Origin of the sequence: Flavobacterium sp. IB48 (assembly GCF_016405855.1) — a bacterium.
Lineage (GTDB): Bacteria > Bacteroidota > Bacteroidia > Flavobacteriales > Flavobacteriaceae > Flavobacterium > Flavobacterium ginsengisoli.
Genome location: NZ_JAEFCA010000011.1, coordinates 21,492 through 42,044, shown reverse-complemented (window position 1 = coordinate 42,044; position 20,553 = coordinate 21,492). Strand labels below are relative to the sequence as shown.

Sequence of the window (20,553 nt, the reverse complement as noted above, 5' to 3'; positions counted from 1 at the left end):
AAGCAATTGGAATTTGGAATTTCATTATTGGAATTTCAAAAACTAAAAATATGGAACAATATTTAAGACAATTGGTCGAAATAGAATTTCAAGATAAAAAACAAGTTTTCTCTGGTTTTCTAATCGATTATTCTGACGACTGGATTTTACTCAGAAATAATCCTGTAGATTTTGTTTTGGATGGATTTGTTATTCTTAGAAATAAAAACATTGAAGCTGTAAACCGAGATCACGATTTGGCTTTTACTGAGAAAATAATTCGTTTAAAAGGTTTAAAAATAAATTCCGATGATATTATTCCGATCAGGGATTTAGCTTCTATTATCAAATATATTTCTGAGAAATACAGCATTTTTCAAATCGCAAAAAAATCATCTAAATCTGCTTATTTAGGAAAATTAATTGGTTTAAACGACGAAGAATTGACAATAGATTTTTTAGATACACGAGGTCAATTTGGTGGAGAATTAGGTTTTAATCCCGAAAAAATTCGAGTGATCGAATTTGATACCGATTATATTAATTCTTTGAAATTGTTAATCCCTGAAGATCAGAAGAAATAGTTATAAAAAAAGCCCTTTTTAATAAAGGGCTTTTCTGTTTTTTGTCATTTCGACGAAGGAGAAATCTTCACTAGAAGCTCGACAAAAAATTGGATTTTCGTTGCGGAGTTACTTGTGGGGATTTATCCTTCGTCGAAATGACAAACTATATGATAACTTTTGGGATTATCTTAAAAAAATTAAGCTTCCGCCAATTTATTCAAAAACTCCAAACGTACACTTCCGTCTTCGTCTATTTTAGTTAAATTGATTTCTTGCAGAGTATTTACCAATTCTGGATTCCAAGGTGTTTTTACTTTCACGTAGTTTTCTGTAAATCCGTGAATGTATCCTTCTTTATTCTCACTTTCAAAAAGAACCGTTCTATTTGTTCCCAACTGGCTTTCGTAGAATGCACGGCGTTTTTTAACCGATAAGCCACGAAGCATTTTACTGCGTTTTGCTCTAACATTTGAAGGAACAACTCCTTGCATATCTACCGCTTCTGTATTATCTCTTTCTGAATACGTAAATACGTGTAAATACGAAATATCTAAGTCATTTAAGAAATGATAGGTTTCTAAGAAATGCTCATCTGTTTCTCCAGGAAAACCAACAATTACGTCGACACCAATACAAGCGTGAGGCATTACTTCGCGAATTTTGTTTACACGATCAATATAAACTTCGCGCAAATAGCGACGCTTCATTAACTTTAAAATATCATTGCTTCCAGATTGTAATGGGATATGGAAATGCGGTACAAAAGTTCGACTTTTAGAAACAAATTCGATTGTTTCATTTTTCAACAAATTTGGTTCAATTGACGAAATTCTCAAACGCTCAATCCCTTCTACTTTGTCTAAAGCTTGAACTAAATCTAGAAAAGTATGTTCGTGTTTCTTGTTTCCAAACTCCCCTTTTCCGTAATCACCAATATTTACACCCGTTAAAACAATTTCACGAATATTTTGTGCCGAAATTTCTTTGGCATTTTTTAGAACATTTTCTAAAGCATCACTTCTAGAAATTCCTCTTGCCAACGGAATTGTGCAATAGGTACATTTATAATCGCAGCCGTCTTGAACTTTTAAAAATGCTCTTGTTCGATCTCCAATAGAATAACTTCCTACATAAAAATCGGCTTCAGCAATTTCACATGAGTGAACTTCACCCATATCATTTTTGCTCAAATCATGAATATAGTCTGTGATTTTGAATTTCTCTGTTGCTCCTAAAACCAAATCAACACCATCAACTGCTGCTAATTCTTCTGGTTTTAATTGTGCATAACAGCCAACAGCTGCAACAAAAGCTTTTTCGTTAAGTTTCATTGCCTTCTTCACTACTTGCTTAAACTGCTTATCTGCATTTTCTGTTACAGAGCAAGTATTAATGACATAAATATCTGCTATTTCTTCAAAATCGACGCGGTCAAAACCTTCGTCATTAAAATTTCTGGCAATTGTAGAAGTCTCTGAAAAATTCAGTTTACAACCCAGCGTATAAAAGGCAACTTTTTTTCTATTTTCCATAATCTGCTTAAATTAATGAAATCGTTGTCAAAAAATTTAAGGCTGCAAATTTACAAACAATATTCATCAAAAGAAAGCGATTAATTCACTTCGAATCAATATTTTGGCGCTAATGTTAATTTAGAGACATTCAAAAGTTAAACTTTTTTATTTTTATTTAAAAAAAATACGAAACTATCATTTTTCAAATTTTAACATTACAATAAGAATAAAACGACAAAACAATCGATTAAAAGCAAATTTTATCGATTAAATACATTTTTTTATTTTTTAAATTCAAAATTTCTTACATTTACATTGTTATGAATACAGTTGGCAATAAATTCATAGTAAAGAATTTTACGGTGCTTTAATTAATTTAATAATAATTCAGGCATAACAATTTTGAATTTTACTCGTTATGTTGTTGTTTTGTGTTACAAAATGAAATGGGAAAGCCGAAAACCAAAGAGAGTAGGCAAAATTAAAATACAAATACCACGCTTTATGAAAGCATTTTTACCCACGATCTGCTTGATGTTCTTAACCTTATTTAGTTCGCAAGCGCAAACTAATGCTCCAGCCGCAAATGCAAATCCATTTCCTACTATTAGTACATTGACGACTTGGGCAAGCTTAAACTCACAACAGCAATTTGATGTTGCTATTCGTGCAGTTGGGTTTAAGTTTGAAGTTAAAGAACCAGGTGAAGGATCTACAGCTTATACCTACATTCGTAAAGTAACTGTTAACGAAGTAAACTATACAGATAGAATTGTATATAGAATTACAAACAATAATTCTGCAAGTATCATTTCTTTAGTAACCGCTTCTACTGATTTAGTTAGTTTATACACACCACAATTAGCAAGCTTTAAAAACAACAACTGTAAAACAGAAATGTCTAAAGACAAAAACACAACTTGCAGCTGTTACGAAAGTGCAAATTTTGCAATTGATCTTTGCGACGAGCGTGTAAAATTAACTATGGGTGACGGAAATAAATACTTTGTTTCTGTAGCTAAAAAATAATATTTTTAAATATTACTTCTTTAATTAATTCCAAATCTTTATTGACTTTTAAGTATGTAAAGATTTGGAATTCGTTTTTTATAGTAAGTTCGGATTTTTAAGTTCGTACCAAACTTCTAGTTCTTCTTCGTAATCGAAAGAATTTACAAAATGAAAGCCCAATTTCTCTAGAATTTTTCTTGAGTTTTCGTTTCCTGCATCTGCGTAAGCATAAAGCACTTCTACTTTCATTTCATTAAAAGCATGATCAATAAAAGCTCTTCCAGCTTCAGTTGCGTAACCTTTACCCCAATGTTTTTCGATAAAACGATATCCTAACTCATAAAAGTTTTTATGATTATTTATCTCGTCTGTAATAAACTTTATTCCAGACCAGCCAATAAATTCATTTGTTTCTTTTAAAACAACAGCCCAACGTCCTGTTCCTAGATCTTTGTATTGTTTCTGAACAAATTTGATATATTCAATACTTTCATCAATATGTTTTACAGGTCTATTTCCAACAAATAAATGCACATTCGGATTAGAATCCAATTCGAACATTCCTTCAGCATCAGAAAGTTCAAGTTCCCGTAAAATTAGACGTTCCGTTTTAATTGGATTTTTCATTTTAGTTTAGTTTAAAATATAACGTGTTACTACTTCAGCAACACCATCATCATTATTTGAAGCTACAATTACATCGGCTTTATCTCGTAACTCAGGATTAACGTTATCAACCCAAACACCTAAACCAGCATATTCTATCATTGTCAAGTCATTTCCTGCGTTTCCTACAGCTATAATTTCGCTTTGATGAATTCCGAGCTGTTCAGCCAAAAGTTTCAAGCTCGCGGCTTTATCAATTCCTTGTTGCGCTGCTTCTAGAAAAAATGGTTTAGACATTGAAACGCTTAAATGTGGCATGGCCTCCATCAAATCTTTTTCTAACGTCTTTAAATACGCTGGATCTTGCAATAAAATACACTTAACTGCCGGTCTGTCTACATAATCTTTAAAGCTTGAAACTTTGTGATGTGCCATTCCTGTGATTTCTTTTTCGACCTCAATAAATTCAGAATCTGTTTCGCTAATGATTTGATCATCTAAATAAGTAATGATATGTGCCTTCTTTTCTACACTATAATCGTATAAAGCATGAATTTGCTCTACAGTTAACTTTTGCTCAAACAAAATAAAATCATCTTTTACACGGCTAATTATTGCTCCGTTAAACGAAATCATATACGAATCGTTTTTATCCAATTCCAACTCTTTTGCATAAGCGGTCATTGCTGTAGTTGGTCTTCCTGAAGCCAAAACCACATAAACGCCCTTTGCCTGAGCTTCTAAAATTACTTTTTTATTTAAATCTGAAATTCTATGATCGTCTGTCAACAAGGTATCATCCATGTCAAGCACTAACATTTTGTATTGCATTTTTTTTATAGTTTGCATTCTCCGTCTCCGTTTTTAATCAATATTGACTGAAAACGGAGACGGAGAATTTTTCTTAAAGACTCATTCTAAATTCTTCTATAACTGGATTTGCTTTTGCGAAATCTGTTTCTTGTATAAATACTTCAACTGCCAAATCTGTTTGTCCAAAACCTCCTAGACGCGCCGATTGAATATTATCTTTTTTTACTGTCTCTACTCCAGCTTCTTCTAATCTTTCTTGCAAAGCAATTGCTAATACTTCGCTTCCCGAAAATACTTTCATTAATCCCATAGCATTCTTTATTTTATTCTAATATTACTTTTAATTGTTTTTGAAAATCTTCATTTTCGTTAACACCTATATGTTCTTGATGTTTTAATGGATAAAAATAAGCATTTGATTTTAAAAGCTTTTTTAACCTTATTGAGTTTTCAAAAGGAATTAACTGATCGCTAGTTCCATGAAAAATATAAATTGGACTTTTTACTTGTGGCAGATATTCATTAGTTTCCAAACTAAACTTCTTCATAAAATCAGGAAAAAAAGGAACTCTTGAGCTTGATAATTCTAAAAAGTTATAATACGGAGCCTGAAGAATCAATGCTTTTGCTTTACTTTCTAAAGCCAATTTTGCCGCAAAACCAGAACCTATAGAATAGCCTGTAATTATAATTTTATCTTCAGAATATCTTTTTGAAATACTTTTATATACAATTGATATATCTTCCGTTAATTGTTCTTCATTTTCAATTTCGCCTTCACTTTTTCCGAAACTTCTATAATCTAAAATAAAAATATCATAACCTAATGATGTGTATATTTTTGCAATTTTACCCCAAGTTTCAAGTGTTCCAGCATTCCCATGAAGGTAAAAAACAAGACCTTTTGACTGTTTTGCCTTAAATAATAATCCGTTCAAAATTGTTCCGTCAAACGATTTTATATTTATTTCTTCGAATTTCTGCTGATAATCAAACTTATAATCTTTAGGCAATCGAGAAGCGTGAAAAACTAACCCTACCTGATTAAAATACACATAAGAAATCGCTAAAACATAAAGAACGAGAAAAAAGCACAAAAGTACAATTGACAAGAATTTAAGTGTTTTAAAAATTTCCATTGATTGATTTCTGATTAAATTTAAGTAAAAGTGGCAGTTTACAATATTGTTACTGTAAACTGCCACTGCAAACTGTCACTATATATTACTCTTCTTCAATATCGTCGTCCTCTTCATCAAGTTCTTCTCCGTCTTCATCCATGTCAAATAAATAAGGTTCTACCATGATTTTATCTGCCAAAATTTCGATACGTTCGGTCAAAGCTTCAGAAAAGATAATTCGCTGCACTTTAGTAATACTGTTTGAAATACGTGTGATTTTTGGATCGTGACGCAGTTTCAAAATCGGATCTGCATCATCCACAATAAACATTTTTAAGCGATTTACATTGTACCCCGCTGTACTAAACATATCGTTTAATTTAGTTGGTGTTCCAATTAAAACATCGACTCCTGTAGAAACGTAGTTTTTATCGTAATCCATGTCGCCTTTTTCATTTACACCATAAATTTCCAAATCGGTGTATTTCCCATATTTATTAAAAAGCTCAACCATTTCCAGAACCTTTGCTTTGTCTTCAACAAAAATGAGAGCTCGAGGAGATTCTTCTGTTTGTCCAGCCAATTGCTGAATTACATTTAAAACAATTGTAGTCGTTTTTCCACTTCCCTTTGGAGAAATAATAACACAGTCAGCGCCACTTTTTATGGTAGAAAAAGTTTCCAACTGCAAAGCGTTGGCTTCTGTCAGACCATTTTCAATTAAAGCGTCTTGTAATTTCTCGTTTATTTTTTTTAGTTTCATTTTTTTTAAGCTTTAGGCTTTAGGCAATAAGCTATAGGCCAAATTTATTGTGTCTTTTTTTAGCTTAAAGCCTAGAGCTTATAGCTTATTTCGCGAAGTACCTATTTGCTTGCAAACATTTTCACATCTGATTCTGAGATTTCGCTTCCTCCCAAAATGATCAATCTTTCTACTACATTTCGAAGCTCACGAATATTTCCTGTCCAGTCGTATTCTTGTAATAATTTAATGGCTTGCGCCGAAAACGACTTAACAGCATTTCCTTGTTCAGAAGCTATTTTTTCTGTAAAATGCGAAATCAAAGCAGGAATATCATCGCGTCTTTCATTCAATGGCGGAACTTTAATTAAAATTACAGCCAAACGATGGTATAAATCTTCACGGAAACGGCCTTCTGCAATTTCTGTTTTCAAATCTTTATTCGTTGCTGCTACAACACGGACATCAACTTTTATGTCTTTATCAGCTCCAACTCTCGTAATCATATTTTCTTGAAGCGCACGTAAAACTTTCGCTTGCGCAGAAAGGCTCATGTCTCCAATTTCATCCAAGAAAATAGTTCCCTTGTCTGCTGCTTCAAACTTTCCAGCACGATCTTTCACTGCCGATGTAAAAGCACCTTTTACGTGTCCGAACAATTCGCTTTCAATCAATTCACTTGGAATTGCAGCACAGTTTACTTCAATTAAAGGAAAAGTAGAACGTTCGCTTTTTTCATGCAATTGATGTGCTACTAATTCTTTTCCTGTTCCGTTTGGTCCCGTAATCAAAACTCTGGCTTCTGTTGGAGCAACTTTATCAATCATCACTTTTATATGATTAATTGATTCGCTGTCACCAATCATTTCGTAATTTTTGCTAACTTTTTTCTTTAAAATTTTATTTTCAACAACTAATTGTTTTTTATCTAAAGCATTACGAACAGTATTTAACAAACGATTCAAATCTGGCGGTTTCGAAATATAATCAAAAGCTCCCAAACGCATCGTTTGAATAGCAGTTTCCATATCGCCGTGACCAGAGATCATTACCATCGGAATTTCTGGCTTTATTTTTTTAGCTTCTTCCAAAACCTCAACACCGTCCATTTTTGGCATTTTGATATCACACAAAACCAAATCATAGTCGTTGTTTTTTATTTTTTCAAGTCCCACAACTCCATCTTCAGCTTCATCAACTTGATATGAATCATTTTCTTCTGATAAAATTTTTACCAAAACTCTTCTGATCGCTGCTTCGTCTTCGACAATTAGTATTTTACTCATTTCTTTTTGAGGTTCTAAGGTTCTAAGATGCTAAGGTACTGAGGTTTTTCTGCAAGAAGCTAAAAAAAACTTAGCATCTTAGAACCTTAGTATCTTAGCAACTTTAAAAGTTAATATTTTAGCCACTTATACAATTCTTTCCAAGTCGGTTTTTTGCCATACATTAAAATACCTACTCGGTAAATTTTAGCAGCAAACCAAACCACAAGGAAAAATGTAGCAAACAATAATGATACCGAAATTGCAATTTGCCACCACGGCACGCCAAACGGAATGCGCATTAACATTACAATTGGTGAAGTTAGCGGAATCATTGAAAAGATAACCGCAACACTTCCGTGAGGATCGTTTACTACTGTAAAAAATCCTATGTAAACGCTCAAAATCAGAGGCATTAAAATTGGAAGCAGAAATTGCTGAGAATCGGTCTGATTGTCAACTGCGGCTCCAATTGCTGCATAAAACGAACTGTACAGAAAATATCCTCCAATAAAATAAATTACAAATCCGATTAAAATACTTGCAATTGGCAAATTCCATAATTCGGCAATGTACATTTGTGCAGATCCCGAAAACTCATGTTGTGCGGTTTGCATCATTTCTGGAGAAATTCTCGCAGCTGGCCCTACATTTACTCCAAAAAATGCCGAGGCTGCAAACATTAATCCTAAACCAATTATGGCCCAAATTATAAATTGCAGAATACCTGCTAATGAAGTTCCGACAATTTTTCCAATCATCAATTGAAATGGTTTTACTGACGAAATAATGATTTCAATAATTCGGTTTGTTTTTTCTTCGATTACGCTTCGCATTACCATATTTCCGTAAATGATAATAAACATCATGATCAGGTAACCAAATGCACCGCCAATTCCGATTTTAATTTCGTTTAAACCTTTTAAACTTTCTTCTCCCGAAGCTTTAACCAAATGAATATTTACATCTGATTGCGCTTTCTGAATAGCCAAAGTGTCTAATTTTGCTTCTTCCAGATTTAGTTTTGTGATTTTATTTCCGATAATATCCTGCGTATTTTCGATAAAAGAAATACTTGGACTATTGTTAGAAATAAACTCGACTTTACTTTCTAAATCTTTATTATTTTTTGTTTTCGGAATGACAATTAATCCATTGAAATTTTCTTTGGTAATGCTGTCTTTTAAAGCTTTAACATCAACTTCAGATAAATTCAAATATTTAAATTCGGCTCCTTTTTTATTTTCTTTTAAAAAATCTGAAATAAAAATACCAGTTTCGTCATGAATTGCGATACGTTTTGTTTCTGCTTTCATTGAACTCAAATAGCCAATAAAAACAGCAATAGCCACAAACAAAAGCGGACTCAAAAAAGTCATGACAACAAAAGATTTATTGCGGACTTTGGCAATAAATTCTCTTTTTATAATCAACGAGATAATACTCATAAATAATTAATTTTCAAATTTTAAATCCCAAATTCCAACTTTTAAAAGCCTAGAATTTAGAATTTCTATATTGGAATTTTTAAATTTTGTTTTCAGTTACTGTCTGAATAAAAATATCATTTACACTTGGAATTTTCTCAACGAAATGTGTTACTTGTCCTCGTTGCGTCAGTACATGTAATAATTCGTTTGGTGAAGCATTTCCTATCTGAATGTTTAATTTTAAATCATCATTTAAAGATTTAAAACTAGCAGGCGAAACTGTAAATTTCTGTGTAATATCATACATCAAACCTTCAACATTATTAGTCAAGATTCCAACTTCAAAACTATTGGTTCTAAATTGGCGTTTTACGTCTGCCACTTTACCTTCAATCAATTTGTTTGATTTATGAATTAAAGCTATATGTTCGCACATTTCTTCAACACTTTCCATTCTGTGAGTAGAGAAAATAATTGTAGAGCCTTGTTCTTTCAAAGCTAGAATTTCATCCTTAATAATATTTGCGTTAACGGGATCAAATCCTGAGAAAGGTTCATCTAAAATCAGCAATTTTGGTTTATGTAAAACACAAACAACAAACTGGATTTTCTGTGCCATACCTTTAGAAAGCTCTTGGATTTTTTTATTCCACCAACCTTGAATCCCTAAACGATCAAACCAATAATCCAATTGCTTTTTAGCTTCGGCTTTAGAAAGGCCCTTCATTTGTGCCAAATACAAACATTGCTCGCCCACTTTCATCGAGCTATAAAGACCTCTTTCTTCTGGAAGATATCCTATAGTTTGTACGTGTTTTTGTTGCAATCTTTCTCCATCCAAAATTACTTCGCCACTATCTGGCAATGTAATTTGGTTTATGATTCTGATAAGGGAAGTTTTTCCGGCTCCATTCGGACCTAAAAGTCCATATATACTGCCTTTTGGCACATTTAATGAAACTTCGTTAAGTGCTACATAATCGCCGTATTTTTTTACGACCTTATGTACTTCAAGTAAGTTACTCATGCTATTTTTAAGGATTTACTGCGTCACTTTACCAATTAAGGCTCAGCGACTGTAAAAGTAAATAATTCGAAGCAAAATTGTGTTATATTACACAAAAAACCCATTCTAATTTATACTAGAATGGGTTTTTATTTTATTATAACCTTTTAAAAAAGTTTAGATTATGAGAACATATCTTTTACTTTTTCAAAGAATGATTTCTCTGATTTCTCTGGACTTGGAACAAAGTGCTCGTCGTTTAAAGCATTTTCAAAGAATTGTTTTTGCTCTTTATTTAATGTTTTTGGAGTCCAAACGTTTACGTGAACCAATAAATCACCGCTTCCGTAACCATTTAAACTTGGAATTCCTTTTCCTTTTAATCTTAAGATTTTTCCAGATTGAATTCCTTCTTCCAATTTAATACGAACTTTTCCGTTTATAGCTTCAATATCTTTAGAAGATCCTAAAACTGCTTCAGGGAAACTGATATATAAATCGAAGTGAACGTTTTCACCTTCACGTTTCAAGAATTCGTGTTCAATTTCTTCAATCGCTACAATTAAATCTCCTGGAATACTGTTTCCTGGCGCATCGTTACCTTTGTTAGCAACTTTTAACTGCATTCCGTCAACAACTCCTGCAGGAATTTTGATTGATACTGTTTCATCTTCTTGCACCATTCCTTGAGCATCTGCCTCCGAAGGTTTTTTATCTAAAATCTGACCAGAACCACCACAAGTAGGACAAGTAGACGCAGATTGCATTCTTCCTAAAATGGTATTGGTTACACGCATAACTTGTCCTTGACCATTACAAGTCGTACAAGTTTTATACGTTACGCCTTTTGCCTGAACTTTACGTTTTACTTTTACTTTTTTCTCTACTCCATTTGCAATTTCTTCTAAAGTCAATTTTACTTTAATTCGAAGATTGCTTCCTTTCGCACGACGAGGACCTCCGCCTCCGCCTCCGAAACCACCAAATCCGCCACCAAAAATATCACCAAACTGGCTGAAAATGTCATCCATATTCATACCACCGTGACCACCGCCAAATCCGCCAGAACCATCAAATGCTTGATGACCATACTGATCGTATTTCGCTTTTTTCTGCGGATCACTTAAAACTTCATAAGCTTCTGCTGCCAATTTGAAGTTTTCTTCTGCCTCTTTGTCGCCTGGGTTTTTATCAGGATGGTATTTTAAAGCACTTTTTCTGTATGCTTTTTTAATTTCGGCAGCGTCAGCATTTTTTGAAATGCCTAGTATTTCGTAAAAATCTTTTTTCATAATTAGATTAAGTTCCAAATCTTAAAAATTCCAAAATCCAAAAATGCATTTGAAATTCTTATTGCATTTTTTAGTTTCCTACAACAACTTTAGGGTAACGAATAATTTTGTCTCCTAATTTGTATCCTTTTTCAATAACATCAACAATTTTTCCTTTTAGTTTGTCAGACGGTGCTGGAATTTGAGTAATTGCTTCAGCAACATCAGCATTGAAAGCATCTCCTGCCTGAATTTCAACTTGCTCTAAACCTTTAGAAACTAAAGTGCTTTTCAATTTTTCGTGAATCAACTCAACACCTTTTTTCAAATTCTCATCTTCAGACTTGTTGATCTCTACTGTCGCTCTGTCAAAATCATCTAAAACTGGAAGCATCGCCAATAAAACTTCTTGGTTTGCTGTTTTAAATAAATCAAGACGCTCTTTTGAAGTTCTTTTTTTATAATTTTCAAATTCGGCGAATAATCTCAAAAACTTATCTTTTTCTTTAGCTAAGTCTTGAGCTAATTGCTCCTCAACACTTAATTCTTCAACAATTAATTGCTCTCCATTAGCGTTAGTCTCTATCGTTGCATCATCTAATTCCTGATCGAATTCTGTATTTTCCGTAGTCATATCACTTTTATTTTTAAAAATATTCTTAAACTTCATTTTTTATTTCTTTCTGTTGGATTGCAAAAGTACTGCCAAATCTTATAAAATGTCAAATTGTCACTTTATTAATTATGAGCCACTTAAAAAACGCATTTGCCCAGAAAAAATTTATTATAATTTTAAGACTATTACGTTTTAGTTTATCTTATCTTTGAGACCAATAACATAAATTATTACCACCAAAAATTGAATTTAAGGGTTGGCTTCGGCCTCTAAAATAATTATTAATTCAAGTTTACCTTATATTAAAAAAAGCTTCGCCTATAGAGACGAAGCTTTTTTTTATGTTTGAGCTTTACATGACAAAGTTGTCATTTCTTATTTTTGCACGGGCGGAGGGATTCGAACCCCCATCAACGGTTTTGGAGACCGCTATTCTACCCTTGAACTACGCCCGTAACTTGAGGTCGCAAATTAAAAGCTTTTTTTCTTTACTGGCAATTATTTCAGACAGAGATTTTAAAAGAAAGTCCTTTAAACTCAAGGAATATCAAGCAAAAACTTTTGTTTCAGACAGTTAACTCTGCAAAATATTTTTCAATATTTCACGCACATTTAAAAAGATTTAGGCAGATTAAAGTAGATTTCTTCCAAATAAAATTCAAACTAAATCTGCTCAAATCTGCGCGAACCAAAATCTTTTAAATCTGATTCTTAGATTAATGCATTTTTCAAACCTTCGTAATCTACAGAAACCTGTTCTCCTGTCACTAAATTTTTAAGCGTATATGAACTTGAATTAATTTCCTGATCTCCAACCAATACGGCAAACGGAATTAAACGTTTATCTGCATATTGAAATTGTTTTCCAACTTTTACACTGTCAGGATATAATTCTACTTTTATATTTTCCTGTCTTAATTTCTGTATCGCTTTTGAAGCATATAAAGCTTCTTTGTCTCCAAAATTCAAGAATAGTGCTTTTGATGTAGCGGCAACGGTTTCCGGGAATAATTGTAATTCTTCTAAAACTAAATAAATTCTATCCAATCCAAAAGAGATTCCGACACCACTCATATTTTTCAAACCAAAAATACCAGTCAGATCGTCGTATCTTCCTCCGCCGCCAATAGAACCCATGGCAACTGTTTTTGGAGCTGCAACTTCAAAAATAGCTCCCGTATAATAATTTAAACCACGAGCTAATGTCACATCCAAATCCAAAATAGCAGTTGAAAGACCTAAAACGGCAACATTGTCACAAATAAACTTCAATTCTTCAACTCCTTTCATTCCCTCTTCAGAAGAAGACAATAAGTCTGAAAGCTGTGCAATTTTGTCTGCAAAAGTTCCTGAGAAACTAAAAAGTGGTTGCACTTTTACCAAAGCTTCTTCAGAAATTCCTTTTTCAATCATTTCTTTTTTAACGCCGTCTTCACCAATTTTATCCAATTTATCAAGCGCGACTGTAAAATCGATTAATTTATCTGAGGCGCCAATTACCTCAGCAATTCCAGATAAAATTTTTCTGTTATTGATTTTAATTGTAACGCCTTCTAAACCTAAAGAAGTAAAAACAGTATCGTACAATTGAACCAATTCTACTTCCTGCCAAAGTGATTTTGAACCAACAACATCGGCATCACATTGGAAGAATTCTCTAAAACGTCCCTTTTGCGGATTATCAGCTCTCCAAACTGGTTGAATTTGGTATCTTTTAAACGGAAATTCAATTTCGCTTTGGTGTTGCACCACGTATCTTGCAAACGGAACTGTCAAATCGTAACGCAACGCTTTCTCAGAAATTTTTCCTGTGAATTTATTTAATTCGATTCTTTGCTCTAAAGTTATTTTTTCAGCAGAATTCAATTGCAATTCTCCAATTGATTCTGGCAATTCAATTTTACTCTTATTGTAGAAAAAATTACCTGAATTTAAAATTTTAAAAATTAAACGGTCTCCTTCTTCTCCATATTTCCCCATTAAGGTATCTGAATTTTCAAACGAAGGCGTTTCGATTGGCTGAAAACCAAATTTTTCGAAATTAGCTTTTATCGTTTGAATAATATATTGACGTTTTGACACCTCAGCTGGTGAAAAATCTCTTGTCCCTTTTGGTATGCTTGGTTTTGAAGCCATCTTCTTTTTATTTTAGATTGTTGATTTTAGATTTTAGATTGTTCCAATCTTTATCTAAAAATCTTATAATATTACTTTATTCCCAGATTTTTTTTTAAGACTGTTGGTTCTTTAGACTTTCGGCTTTATGATTTTCGGCTTTATGATTTTCCAACTTACAACTTAATTTAAGTCTGCAAATATCTTACTTTTTAAAATAAATAATAACACTTGGAAAACAAACTTGTAACAAAAAACGTATTTTCGTGACAAATTGGTCATGATGCTAAAATTATTTAAAGAAAATATCCGAATTGCTTTTGGTTCTATCAAAACACAAATTCTGCGTACTATTCTTACCGTTTTAATTATCGCAATAGGCATTACGGCTTTGGTTGGCATCTTGACTGTTGTTTCTGCTTTAGAAAATACTATTTCTAGCGATTTTGCTTCGATGGGAGCTAATACTTTTAACATTAACCAATACGAAAATAAAGTTCGAAACCGTGGCGGGAGAGAACGCGAAGTCATCAATCCAATTATTTCGTATCCAGAAGCTGTTGCCTTTAAAAACAAATACAAATATCCGTTTACCGAAACCTCTCTCTCTTTTACTGCAACTACAACTGCTGAAGTAAAATATTTAAGCGAAAAAACAGATCCAGAAATTACAATTGTTGGAGTTGATGAACATTTTATTACCAATTCTGGACTGGAAACCAGTTTGGGAAGAAGTTTTAATCAATTTGACATTGAGAACAACACTTATTCTTGCATTGTGGGTTCTGATTTTGAAAAAGGACTTTTAAAAGATATAAATCCAATTGATAAAATCATTTCTATTCGAGGCGCAAGATTTAAAGTAATTGGCGTTCTAAAAGAAAAAGGATCTACGTTTGGAAACAGTCAGGATTTACGAGTTTTAATTCCTATTCAAGTCGCAAGATCTTTATTTACAGCTCCAAATATCAATTACACCATTAGTGTGATGGTTTCAAAAAAAGAAGTTTTAGATGAAGCCATAGATAATGCTACAAGTACAATGCGAAGAGTTCGCAAGTTAAGTCCTGTACGCGACAACAATTTTGGCATAGTACGAAGCGATGACTTAATTAACCGAATTCTGAGCATAACACAATATTTAGGATTGGCAGCTTGGACTATTTCTATTATCACTATTTTAGGGTCTTCAATAGCTTTAATGAATATTATGATTGTTTCGGTTACAGAACGTACTCGAGAAATTGGTGTTCGCAAAGCTTTGGGAGCCAAAAGATCTACTGTTGCTTTTCAGTTTTTTATAGAAACTTTATTAATTGGTCAGATTGGAGGTTTGGTTGGAATTGTTTTAGGAATTCTACTTGGCTTTGCTATAGCAACCGCAATGAGTTTTTCTTTCGTAATTCCGTGGATGGCGATTTTTGCCGCTTTTGCGACTAGTTTTATGGTGGCAATAGTTTCTGGCTTATATCCAGCTATTAAAGCTTCAAAACTAGACCCTATTGAAGCGTTGCGTTACGAATAGCTGTAGTCGCAGGCTTCAATCTAATAATCGTTTTTACTTTTTAAACGACTCTTCTTTATATTTTCTAATATAATTGGAAAATCATTCTTGCAGCACACTCCTAACTGAAGACAACCAATTGGAGCCTTTGGGTGATACTCATTTTCTTCATAAAGTTTATGTAGTATTTCAGGTATTTTACTCTCAAACCTTACAGCTAAAATATGATTATTTCCTATCGAAGTGTTTTCTGCTGGAATCCATCCATTCACCAAAGAATGAATAAGTTTAAATTCCTGATAAACAAATTCGTCTGGATTACGAAAATCAAAAATACATCCTAAATCTGTACTTATAGGCCAAGCAGCAGACGCTCGAAATGTTCCTAACAGAATTTCATTTTCAGCTTTAGACCAATTCATAAAATCATTATAGAAATTTGTTTTTAATCGATTTTCAAAACGTTTTTCAACAACATCTTTAACAGATTTAATTCCGTCTAACGAAAAATAACCATCAATTACAATAGAGTTTTCTTTGGGGTTAGTTCGATATTCCATAAGATACTAACTGAATTATTAAATTATAAGTCTTTCAAAACCTTACCCGAAATCATACGATCATTATCGTAAATATCTTTTCGAAGCTCAACGTTTTCAAAACTCATATTTTCTAGTAATTCAATCATTTCTTTTCCAAGATATTGATTGATCTCAAAATATAATTTCCCTTTTTTCTGAAGTCCGTTTTGTGCCAAAGAAGCGATTTTTCTATAAAAAATAAGCGGATCATTATCTTCTACAAAAAGTGCTAAATGCGGTTCATAATCCAGTACATTCTTTTTGATTTCTACTTTTTCCAGATTTCGAACATAAGGCGGATTTGAAACAATAATATCAAACTGATTAGAAAATTCTTCTGCTTCTAAAATATTCAGCAACATAAAAGTAACATCTACATTATTTGCCACAGCATTTCTTTTTGCAGTTTCTATAGCTTTTTTAGAAACATCAATTCCAAAAACCTCTGCGTTGGGAAGATTTTTTGCTAACGAAATCGCAATACAGCCCGTTCCCGTTCCAATATCTAGAATTCTTATTTTTTTATTTTTATCTCGACTTGTATTTTCGTTAATAATCCATTCGACCAATTCCTCAGTTTCAGGTCTTGGAATCAAAACATTTTCATTGACTTCAAAATCTAAACCGTAAAAATTTGTTTTCCCAAGCAAATACTGAATCGGGACTTCTTTTTTAAGTTGTTTTAGAAGTTCATCCCATACCACAAAATCATTCTCATCAAAAGTCAATTCATGATTTAAAGCTAAATCAATCTGACGAAGCTGGTGTTTATTTTCCAGAATTAAATAAAAAAAACTCTCCGCTTCGTACGCATCGTAAAAAGGAGCTAATTCTTTAATAAACTGAGTACGATATTGTTTAATTTTCATTTTATTTTTTTGAATATTTTATTCAGCCAAAGCTGATTCTAACCCTTCAATAAGTCTTGTTTGTTAAGATTTGTTACAACTTTTCTACAAAACTTTCAACATCCACACTGGACAAGAATTATGCCCTGTACAACCTAACGGCGCATCTAAATATTCAAAACCGGATTTTTTATACAACTTTTGTGCAGCATGCATAAATGGCATAGTTTCGATATAACATTTTTCAAAACCAAAAATTCTGGCTTGTTCTAAACATTTCTCCATCATCTGTGTTCCAATTCCTAAACCTCTAGTTTTGGGCAAAAAATACATTTTCTGCAATTCACAAATTTCTGGATTTCCATTTTCTAAAGGCGCAATTCCAGCGCAGCCAACAATTTCTCCGTCATTTTCGACAACAAAATATACCGATTTAGGTTTGCTATATTCTTCAAACATCAAATCTAAATAAGGATCTTCATATGCTGTTCCAACTTTTGGAATTTCCATTTCATCAAAGACAGAACGTATCAAACTTACAACTGCTTGATTGTCTTCTTTTTTAATTGCTCGTATAAGCCAATTTACCATTTTTTTTATTCTAAATCATTATAAACACAAAAGTAAAGATAGTTTTGAATACTACTATAACTATCGGGATTGTTTCACAACTTAACCCTTTTCAGTTAATGATAATCTTAAAATTAACTACTTTTGCACTGTGAATATACATGAAAAATATATAAAACGCTGCATCGAACTGGCACAAAATGGACTTGGAACAACGTATCCAAACCCCATGGTTGGTAGCGTAATTGTTTACGAGAATAAAATTATTGGCGAAGGCTGGCACATAAAGGCTGGAGAGCCACATGCAGAGGTTAATGCGGTGCGATCTGTAAAAGATAAATCGCTGTTGAAAAAAGCTACAATTTATGTAAGCTTAGAACCTTGCAGTCATTTTGGCAAAACTCCTCCTTGCTGTGATTTGATTATTGCGAATGAAATTCCCAATGTTGTTGTCGGTACAGTTGATCCAAATGAAAAAGTAGCGGGAAAAGGCATTTTAAAATTGATTGAAGCTGGTGCGAATGTTACTGTCGGAGTTTTAGAAGATGATTGCAACGAGCTTAATAAACGCTTTTTTACTTTTCATCAAAAAAAGAGACCCTATATTATTTTAAAATGGGCAGAAAGTCAAGATGGATTTTTGGCTCCTGAAAAAGTCTCGAATCAAGACCGAAAACCAATTTGGATTACAAATCAATATTCGCGACAATTGGTTCATAAATGGAGAACTGAAGAACAAGCGATTCTTGTTGGAACACAAACCGTCATTGATGATAATCCAAAATTGAATGTTCGAGATTGGCAAGGAAATAATCCGACGAGAATTGTTATTGATCAAAATAATCGAATTGACGAAAACAGTTTTATTTTTGATGATACGGTAAAAACTATTATTTTTTCTAAAGATTCAAAACCGTCAAAAGAAAATACTCAATTTGAGATAATTGATTTTGATAAAAATATCATTCCTCAGATTTTAGACGTTTTGTATCAGAATCAAATTCAATCTGTAATTATTGAGGGCGGAAGACAAACGCTTCAATCTTTTATAGATGAAAATCTTTGGGATGAAGCTCGAATTTTTATCGGAAAAACAAGTTTTGAAAAAGGAACGAAAGCTCCAGAAATTTCAAGAAAAAACAGTTCAAAGACCAATATTTTAGATGACGAATTAATACAAATTAGAAATTATGATTGATGCGATAATTTTTGACTTTGGGGATATTTTTATCAATTTGGATAAACCTGCCACTATTTCTGGTTTACAAAAATTGGGGATGACTGAATGGAACAACGAACTGGATCAATTAAATCTTTCATTTGAAACGGGATCTATTTCGCCAGAAGAATTCATTGCTGGTTTTCAAAAACAATTGCCAAACGCTTCAAGAGAAAATATTTTAAAAGCTTGGAATGCTGTTTTGGCAGACTTTCCTTTTTATCGTTTGGAGTTCCTTCAGGAATTATCAAAAAAATATCGTTTATTTTTGTTGAGTAATACCGATTCAATTCACATCAATACTTTTGAAGAAAAAAGTGGCGTTTCTTTTTATAAAGATTTTTACAATTGTTTTGAGAAGGTTTATTTTTCTTTTGATATCGGAATGAGAAAACCAGATCCGAAAATTTATCAATTTGTTTTGGACCAGAATAATTTAATTGCAGAAAACACTTTATTTGTTGACGATAAAACAGAAAATACCGACAGCGCTGCAACTTTAGGAATCAAAGTATGGAATCTTCAAGTTGGCAAAGAAGATGTTGTTGATCTATTCACCAAAGGATTATTGTAACACACTTTCTAGTAAAAAATATTTAGCCACAGATTAAAAGGATTAAAAAGATTTCTTTTTTGCTTTTTTAAAAGAAAATCTGTGAGAATCTTTTTAATCTGTGGCTAAAAAAAACTTAAACCCTTACAATTGGAAATTAACGATACTTATCAGACTATTGCATCTGCATCTGAAGAAATACTGTTTAAAGAAAAAGGCAGTAAGTTCTTTGGTTATGCTTTTCCGATAGATCATGAGGACGAAGTAAAACCCATAATAGAAGACCTTAAAAAACAACACCCGCATGCGGTGCATTATTGCTATGCCTACCAATTGGGCGTTGGAAATAAAGTTTCGTACCGCGCCAATGATGATGGTGAACCAAGCAACACTGCCGGAGCACCAATTTATGGCCAGATACAATCTTTTGGAGTTACAAACGTTCTTGTTGTAGTAGTTCGAATTTTTGGAGGAGTAAAATTAGGCGTTGGCGGTTTAATAGCTGCATATCGAACAACGGCACAACAGACTTTGGAAATTTGTGAAATCGTTGAAAAGACAATCGATGTCGAATTTTTAATTTCTTTTGATTACAAAAACATGAATAAAGTAATGCGCGTTATCAAAGAAAAGAAATTAGAAATCGTGTCTCAGGAAATGGAAATGGATGAAATTTCAGGACTGCCAATTGGCAAAATTGTGACAAAAACGCGAAAAAAAAATGCCGAAACGGTATTCAGCATTTTTGATTTAATGTTCGAAATCGATATTAAATTAGTATAATTTAACATCAAAACCCTATTCGTTTTAACAATTATTCGAGTGATTTAAATATTTCCAAAATGTACTCTGGAGGAGCAGTTGGACGACCCGTTTTTAACGCAACAAATACTAAAATAAACGTCGCAGTTGTTAATAACTCATTTGCCTCATTGTAAATCGCACAGTCAAATTCGATCTTTACAGAAGAGTGACTTTTGAAAGTGGTGTGAATTGTCAAAAGTTCGTCGTATCTCGCCGATTTTTTGTAATTGATATTCATGTTGACAATTGGAAGACCAATTCCGCTTTCTTCCATGCTTTTATACGAAACCCCTTTATTTCTAAGCCATTCCACGCGTCCAATCTCAAAATAAGGCACATAATTTCCGTGATAAACAACTCCCATTTGGTCAGTTTCTGAGTAACGAACTCGTACTTGAGTCTGATGATTTTTCATTTAT

At 32.7% G+C, this 20,553-nt stretch carries 22 protein-coding genes and 1 tRNA gene; 6 read left to right on the top strand and 17 right to left on the bottom strand.

Features of this window, described 5'->3' with window-relative positions:
- Positions 1-50: 50 nt before the first annotated feature.
- A complete protein-coding gene (locus tag JC605_RS22345) occupies positions 51-563 on the top strand; it encodes a hypothetical protein (RefSeq protein WP_198858302.1) in 513 nt (170 codons plus the stop codon).
- Positions 564-742: 179 nt separating this feature from the next.
- Here JC605_RS22345 and mtaB read toward each other — a convergent pair whose 3' ends face one another.
- Complete coding sequence (mtaB, locus tag JC605_RS22340; RefSeq protein ID WP_198858301.1) at positions 743-2,077, bottom strand: tRNA (N(6)-L-threonylcarbamoyladenosine(37)-C(2))-methylthiotransferase MtaB; 1,335 nt, start codon at positions 2,075-2,077, stop codon at positions 743-745.
- Between the two features lie 486 nt (positions 2,078-2,563).
- On the opposite strand from mtaB, the gene JC605_RS22335 reads away from it, so the two are divergent.
- Positions 2,564-3,088 (top strand): hypothetical protein, encoded by a 525-nt coding sequence (locus tag JC605_RS22335; protein WP_198858300.1) that lies wholly within the window; start codon positions 2,564-2,566, stop codon positions 3,086-3,088.
- 78 nt (positions 3,089-3,166) lie between these two features.
- On the opposite strand, the gene JC605_RS22330 is transcribed toward JC605_RS22335, so the two are convergent.
- The 12 genes from JC605_RS22330 to hisS form a co-directional block, all read right to left on the bottom strand.
- Positions 3,167-3,697 carry a GNAT family N-acetyltransferase gene (locus tag JC605_RS22330; RefSeq protein WP_198858299.1) on the bottom strand — a complete coding sequence of 177 codons (531 nt, stop codon included), beginning with the start codon at positions 3,695-3,697 and terminating at the stop codon, positions 3,167-3,169.
- Between the two features lie 6 nt (positions 3,698-3,703).
- Positions 3,704-4,525: a Cof-type HAD-IIB family hydrolase gene (locus JC605_RS22325; RefSeq protein ID WP_233074208.1), complete on the bottom strand. Its 822-nt coding sequence runs from the start codon at positions 4,523-4,525 to the stop codon at positions 3,704-3,706.
- Between the two features lie 55 nt (positions 4,526-4,580).
- Positions 4,581-4,799: a putative signal transducing protein gene (locus tag JC605_RS22320; protein ID WP_091133675.1), complete on the bottom strand. Its 219-nt coding sequence runs from the start codon at positions 4,797-4,799 to the stop codon at positions 4,581-4,583.
- Positions 4,800-4,812: 13 nt separating this feature from the next.
- Entirely contained in the window at positions 4,813-5,628 is an 816-nt protein-coding gene (locus tag JC605_RS22315) for an alpha/beta hydrolase (RefSeq protein ID WP_198858298.1), read from the bottom strand.
- A gap of 85 nt (positions 5,629-5,713) precedes the next feature.
- The gene (locus JC605_RS22310; protein ID WP_198858297.1) at positions 5,714-6,373 is read right to left on the bottom strand and encodes a DEAD/DEAH box helicase; all 660 of its coding nucleotides are present in this window, start codon (positions 6,371-6,373) and stop codon (positions 5,714-5,716) included.
- A 101-nt stretch (positions 6,374-6,474) separates the two neighbouring features.
- Positions 6,475-7,638: a sigma-54 dependent transcriptional regulator gene (locus JC605_RS22305; protein ID WP_198858296.1), complete on the bottom strand. Its 1,164-nt coding sequence runs from the start codon at positions 7,636-7,638 to the stop codon at positions 6,475-6,477.
- A 110-nt stretch (positions 7,639-7,748) separates the two neighbouring features.
- Positions 7,749-9,065, bottom strand: coding sequence for an ABC transporter permease (locus tag JC605_RS22300; protein WP_198858295.1), 1,317 nt, complete (start codon positions 9,063-9,065; stop codon positions 7,749-7,751).
- Positions 9,066-9,144: 79 nt separating this feature from the next.
- Complete coding sequence (locus tag JC605_RS22295) at positions 9,145-10,074, bottom strand: ABC transporter ATP-binding protein (protein ID WP_198858294.1); 930 nt, start codon at positions 10,072-10,074, stop codon at positions 9,145-9,147.
- Between the two features lie 161 nt (positions 10,075-10,235).
- On the bottom strand, positions 10,236-11,345 hold the full coding sequence (dnaJ, locus tag JC605_RS22290; protein ID WP_198858293.1) for a molecular chaperone DnaJ: 1,110 nt from the start codon (positions 11,343-11,345) through the stop codon (positions 10,236-10,238).
- Between the two features lie 70 nt (positions 11,346-11,415).
- Positions 11,416-11,994, bottom strand: coding sequence for a nucleotide exchange factor GrpE (locus JC605_RS22285; RefSeq protein ID WP_198858292.1), 579 nt, complete (start codon positions 11,992-11,994; stop codon positions 11,416-11,418).
- Positions 11,995-12,324: 330 nt separating this feature from the next.
- A tRNA-Trp gene (locus tag JC605_RS22280) sits at positions 12,325-12,395 on the bottom strand.
- Positions 12,396-12,651: 256 nt separating this feature from the next.
- Complete coding sequence (gene hisS / locus JC605_RS22275) at positions 12,652-14,076, bottom strand: histidine--tRNA ligase (protein ID WP_198858291.1); 1,425 nt, start codon at positions 14,074-14,076, stop codon at positions 12,652-12,654.
- 259 nt (positions 14,077-14,335) lie between these two features.
- On the opposite strand from hisS, the gene JC605_RS22270 reads away from it, so the two are divergent.
- Positions 14,336-15,580 carry an ABC transporter permease gene (locus JC605_RS22270; RefSeq protein ID WP_198858290.1) on the top strand — a complete coding sequence of 415 codons (1,245 nt, stop codon included), beginning with the start codon at positions 14,336-14,338 and terminating at the stop codon, positions 15,578-15,580.
- 20 nt (positions 15,581-15,600) lie between these two features.
- Here the strand turns inward: JC605_RS22270 and JC605_RS22265 are convergent, their stop codons facing one another.
- The 3 genes from JC605_RS22265 to JC605_RS22255 form a co-directional block, all read right to left on the bottom strand.
- A complete protein-coding gene (locus tag JC605_RS22265; RefSeq protein ID WP_198858289.1) occupies positions 15,601-16,119 on the bottom strand; it encodes a hypothetical protein in 519 nt (172 codons plus the stop codon).
- A gap of 23 nt (positions 16,120-16,142) precedes the next feature.
- Positions 16,143-17,009, bottom strand: coding sequence for a peptide chain release factor N(5)-glutamine methyltransferase (gene prmC, locus JC605_RS22260; protein ID WP_198858288.1), 867 nt, complete (start codon positions 17,007-17,009; stop codon positions 16,143-16,145).
- Positions 17,010-17,093: 84 nt separating this feature from the next.
- Positions 17,094-17,579, bottom strand: a complete 486-nt coding sequence (locus JC605_RS22255; protein ID WP_198858287.1) for a GNAT family N-acetyltransferase — start codon at positions 17,577-17,579, stop codon at positions 17,094-17,096.
- A gap of 130 nt (positions 17,580-17,709) precedes the next feature.
- Here JC605_RS22255 and ribD point away from each other — a divergent pair, with 130 nt between their 5' ends.
- The 3 genes from ribD to JC605_RS22240 all read left to right on the top strand — a co-directional run bounded on the left by ribD (position 17,710) and on the right by JC605_RS22240 (position 20,113).
- Positions 17,710-18,756 carry a bifunctional diaminohydroxyphosphoribosylaminopyrimidine deaminase/5-amino-6-(5-phosphoribosylamino)uracil reductase RibD gene (gene ribD, locus JC605_RS22250; protein ID WP_198858286.1) on the top strand — a complete coding sequence of 349 codons (1,047 nt, stop codon included), beginning with the start codon at positions 17,710-17,712 and terminating at the stop codon, positions 18,754-18,756.
- On the top strand, positions 18,749-19,351 hold the full coding sequence (locus JC605_RS22245) for an HAD family phosphatase (protein ID WP_198858285.1): 603 nt from the start codon (positions 18,749-18,751) through the stop codon (positions 19,349-19,351). Before ribD ends, JC605_RS22245 begins: the two co-directional genes overlap by 8 nt.
- 129 nt (positions 19,352-19,480) lie before the next feature.
- Positions 19,481-20,113, top strand: coding sequence for a YigZ family protein (locus JC605_RS22240; protein WP_198858284.1), 633 nt, complete (start codon positions 19,481-19,483; stop codon positions 20,111-20,113).
- 31 nt (positions 20,114-20,144) lie between these two features.
- Here the strand turns inward: JC605_RS22240 and JC605_RS22235 are convergent, their stop codons facing one another.
- A complete protein-coding gene (locus JC605_RS22235) occupies positions 20,145-20,549 on the bottom strand; it encodes a thioesterase family protein (RefSeq protein WP_177212343.1) in 405 nt (134 codons plus the stop codon).
- Between the last annotated feature and the right edge of the window lie 4 nt (positions 20,550-20,553).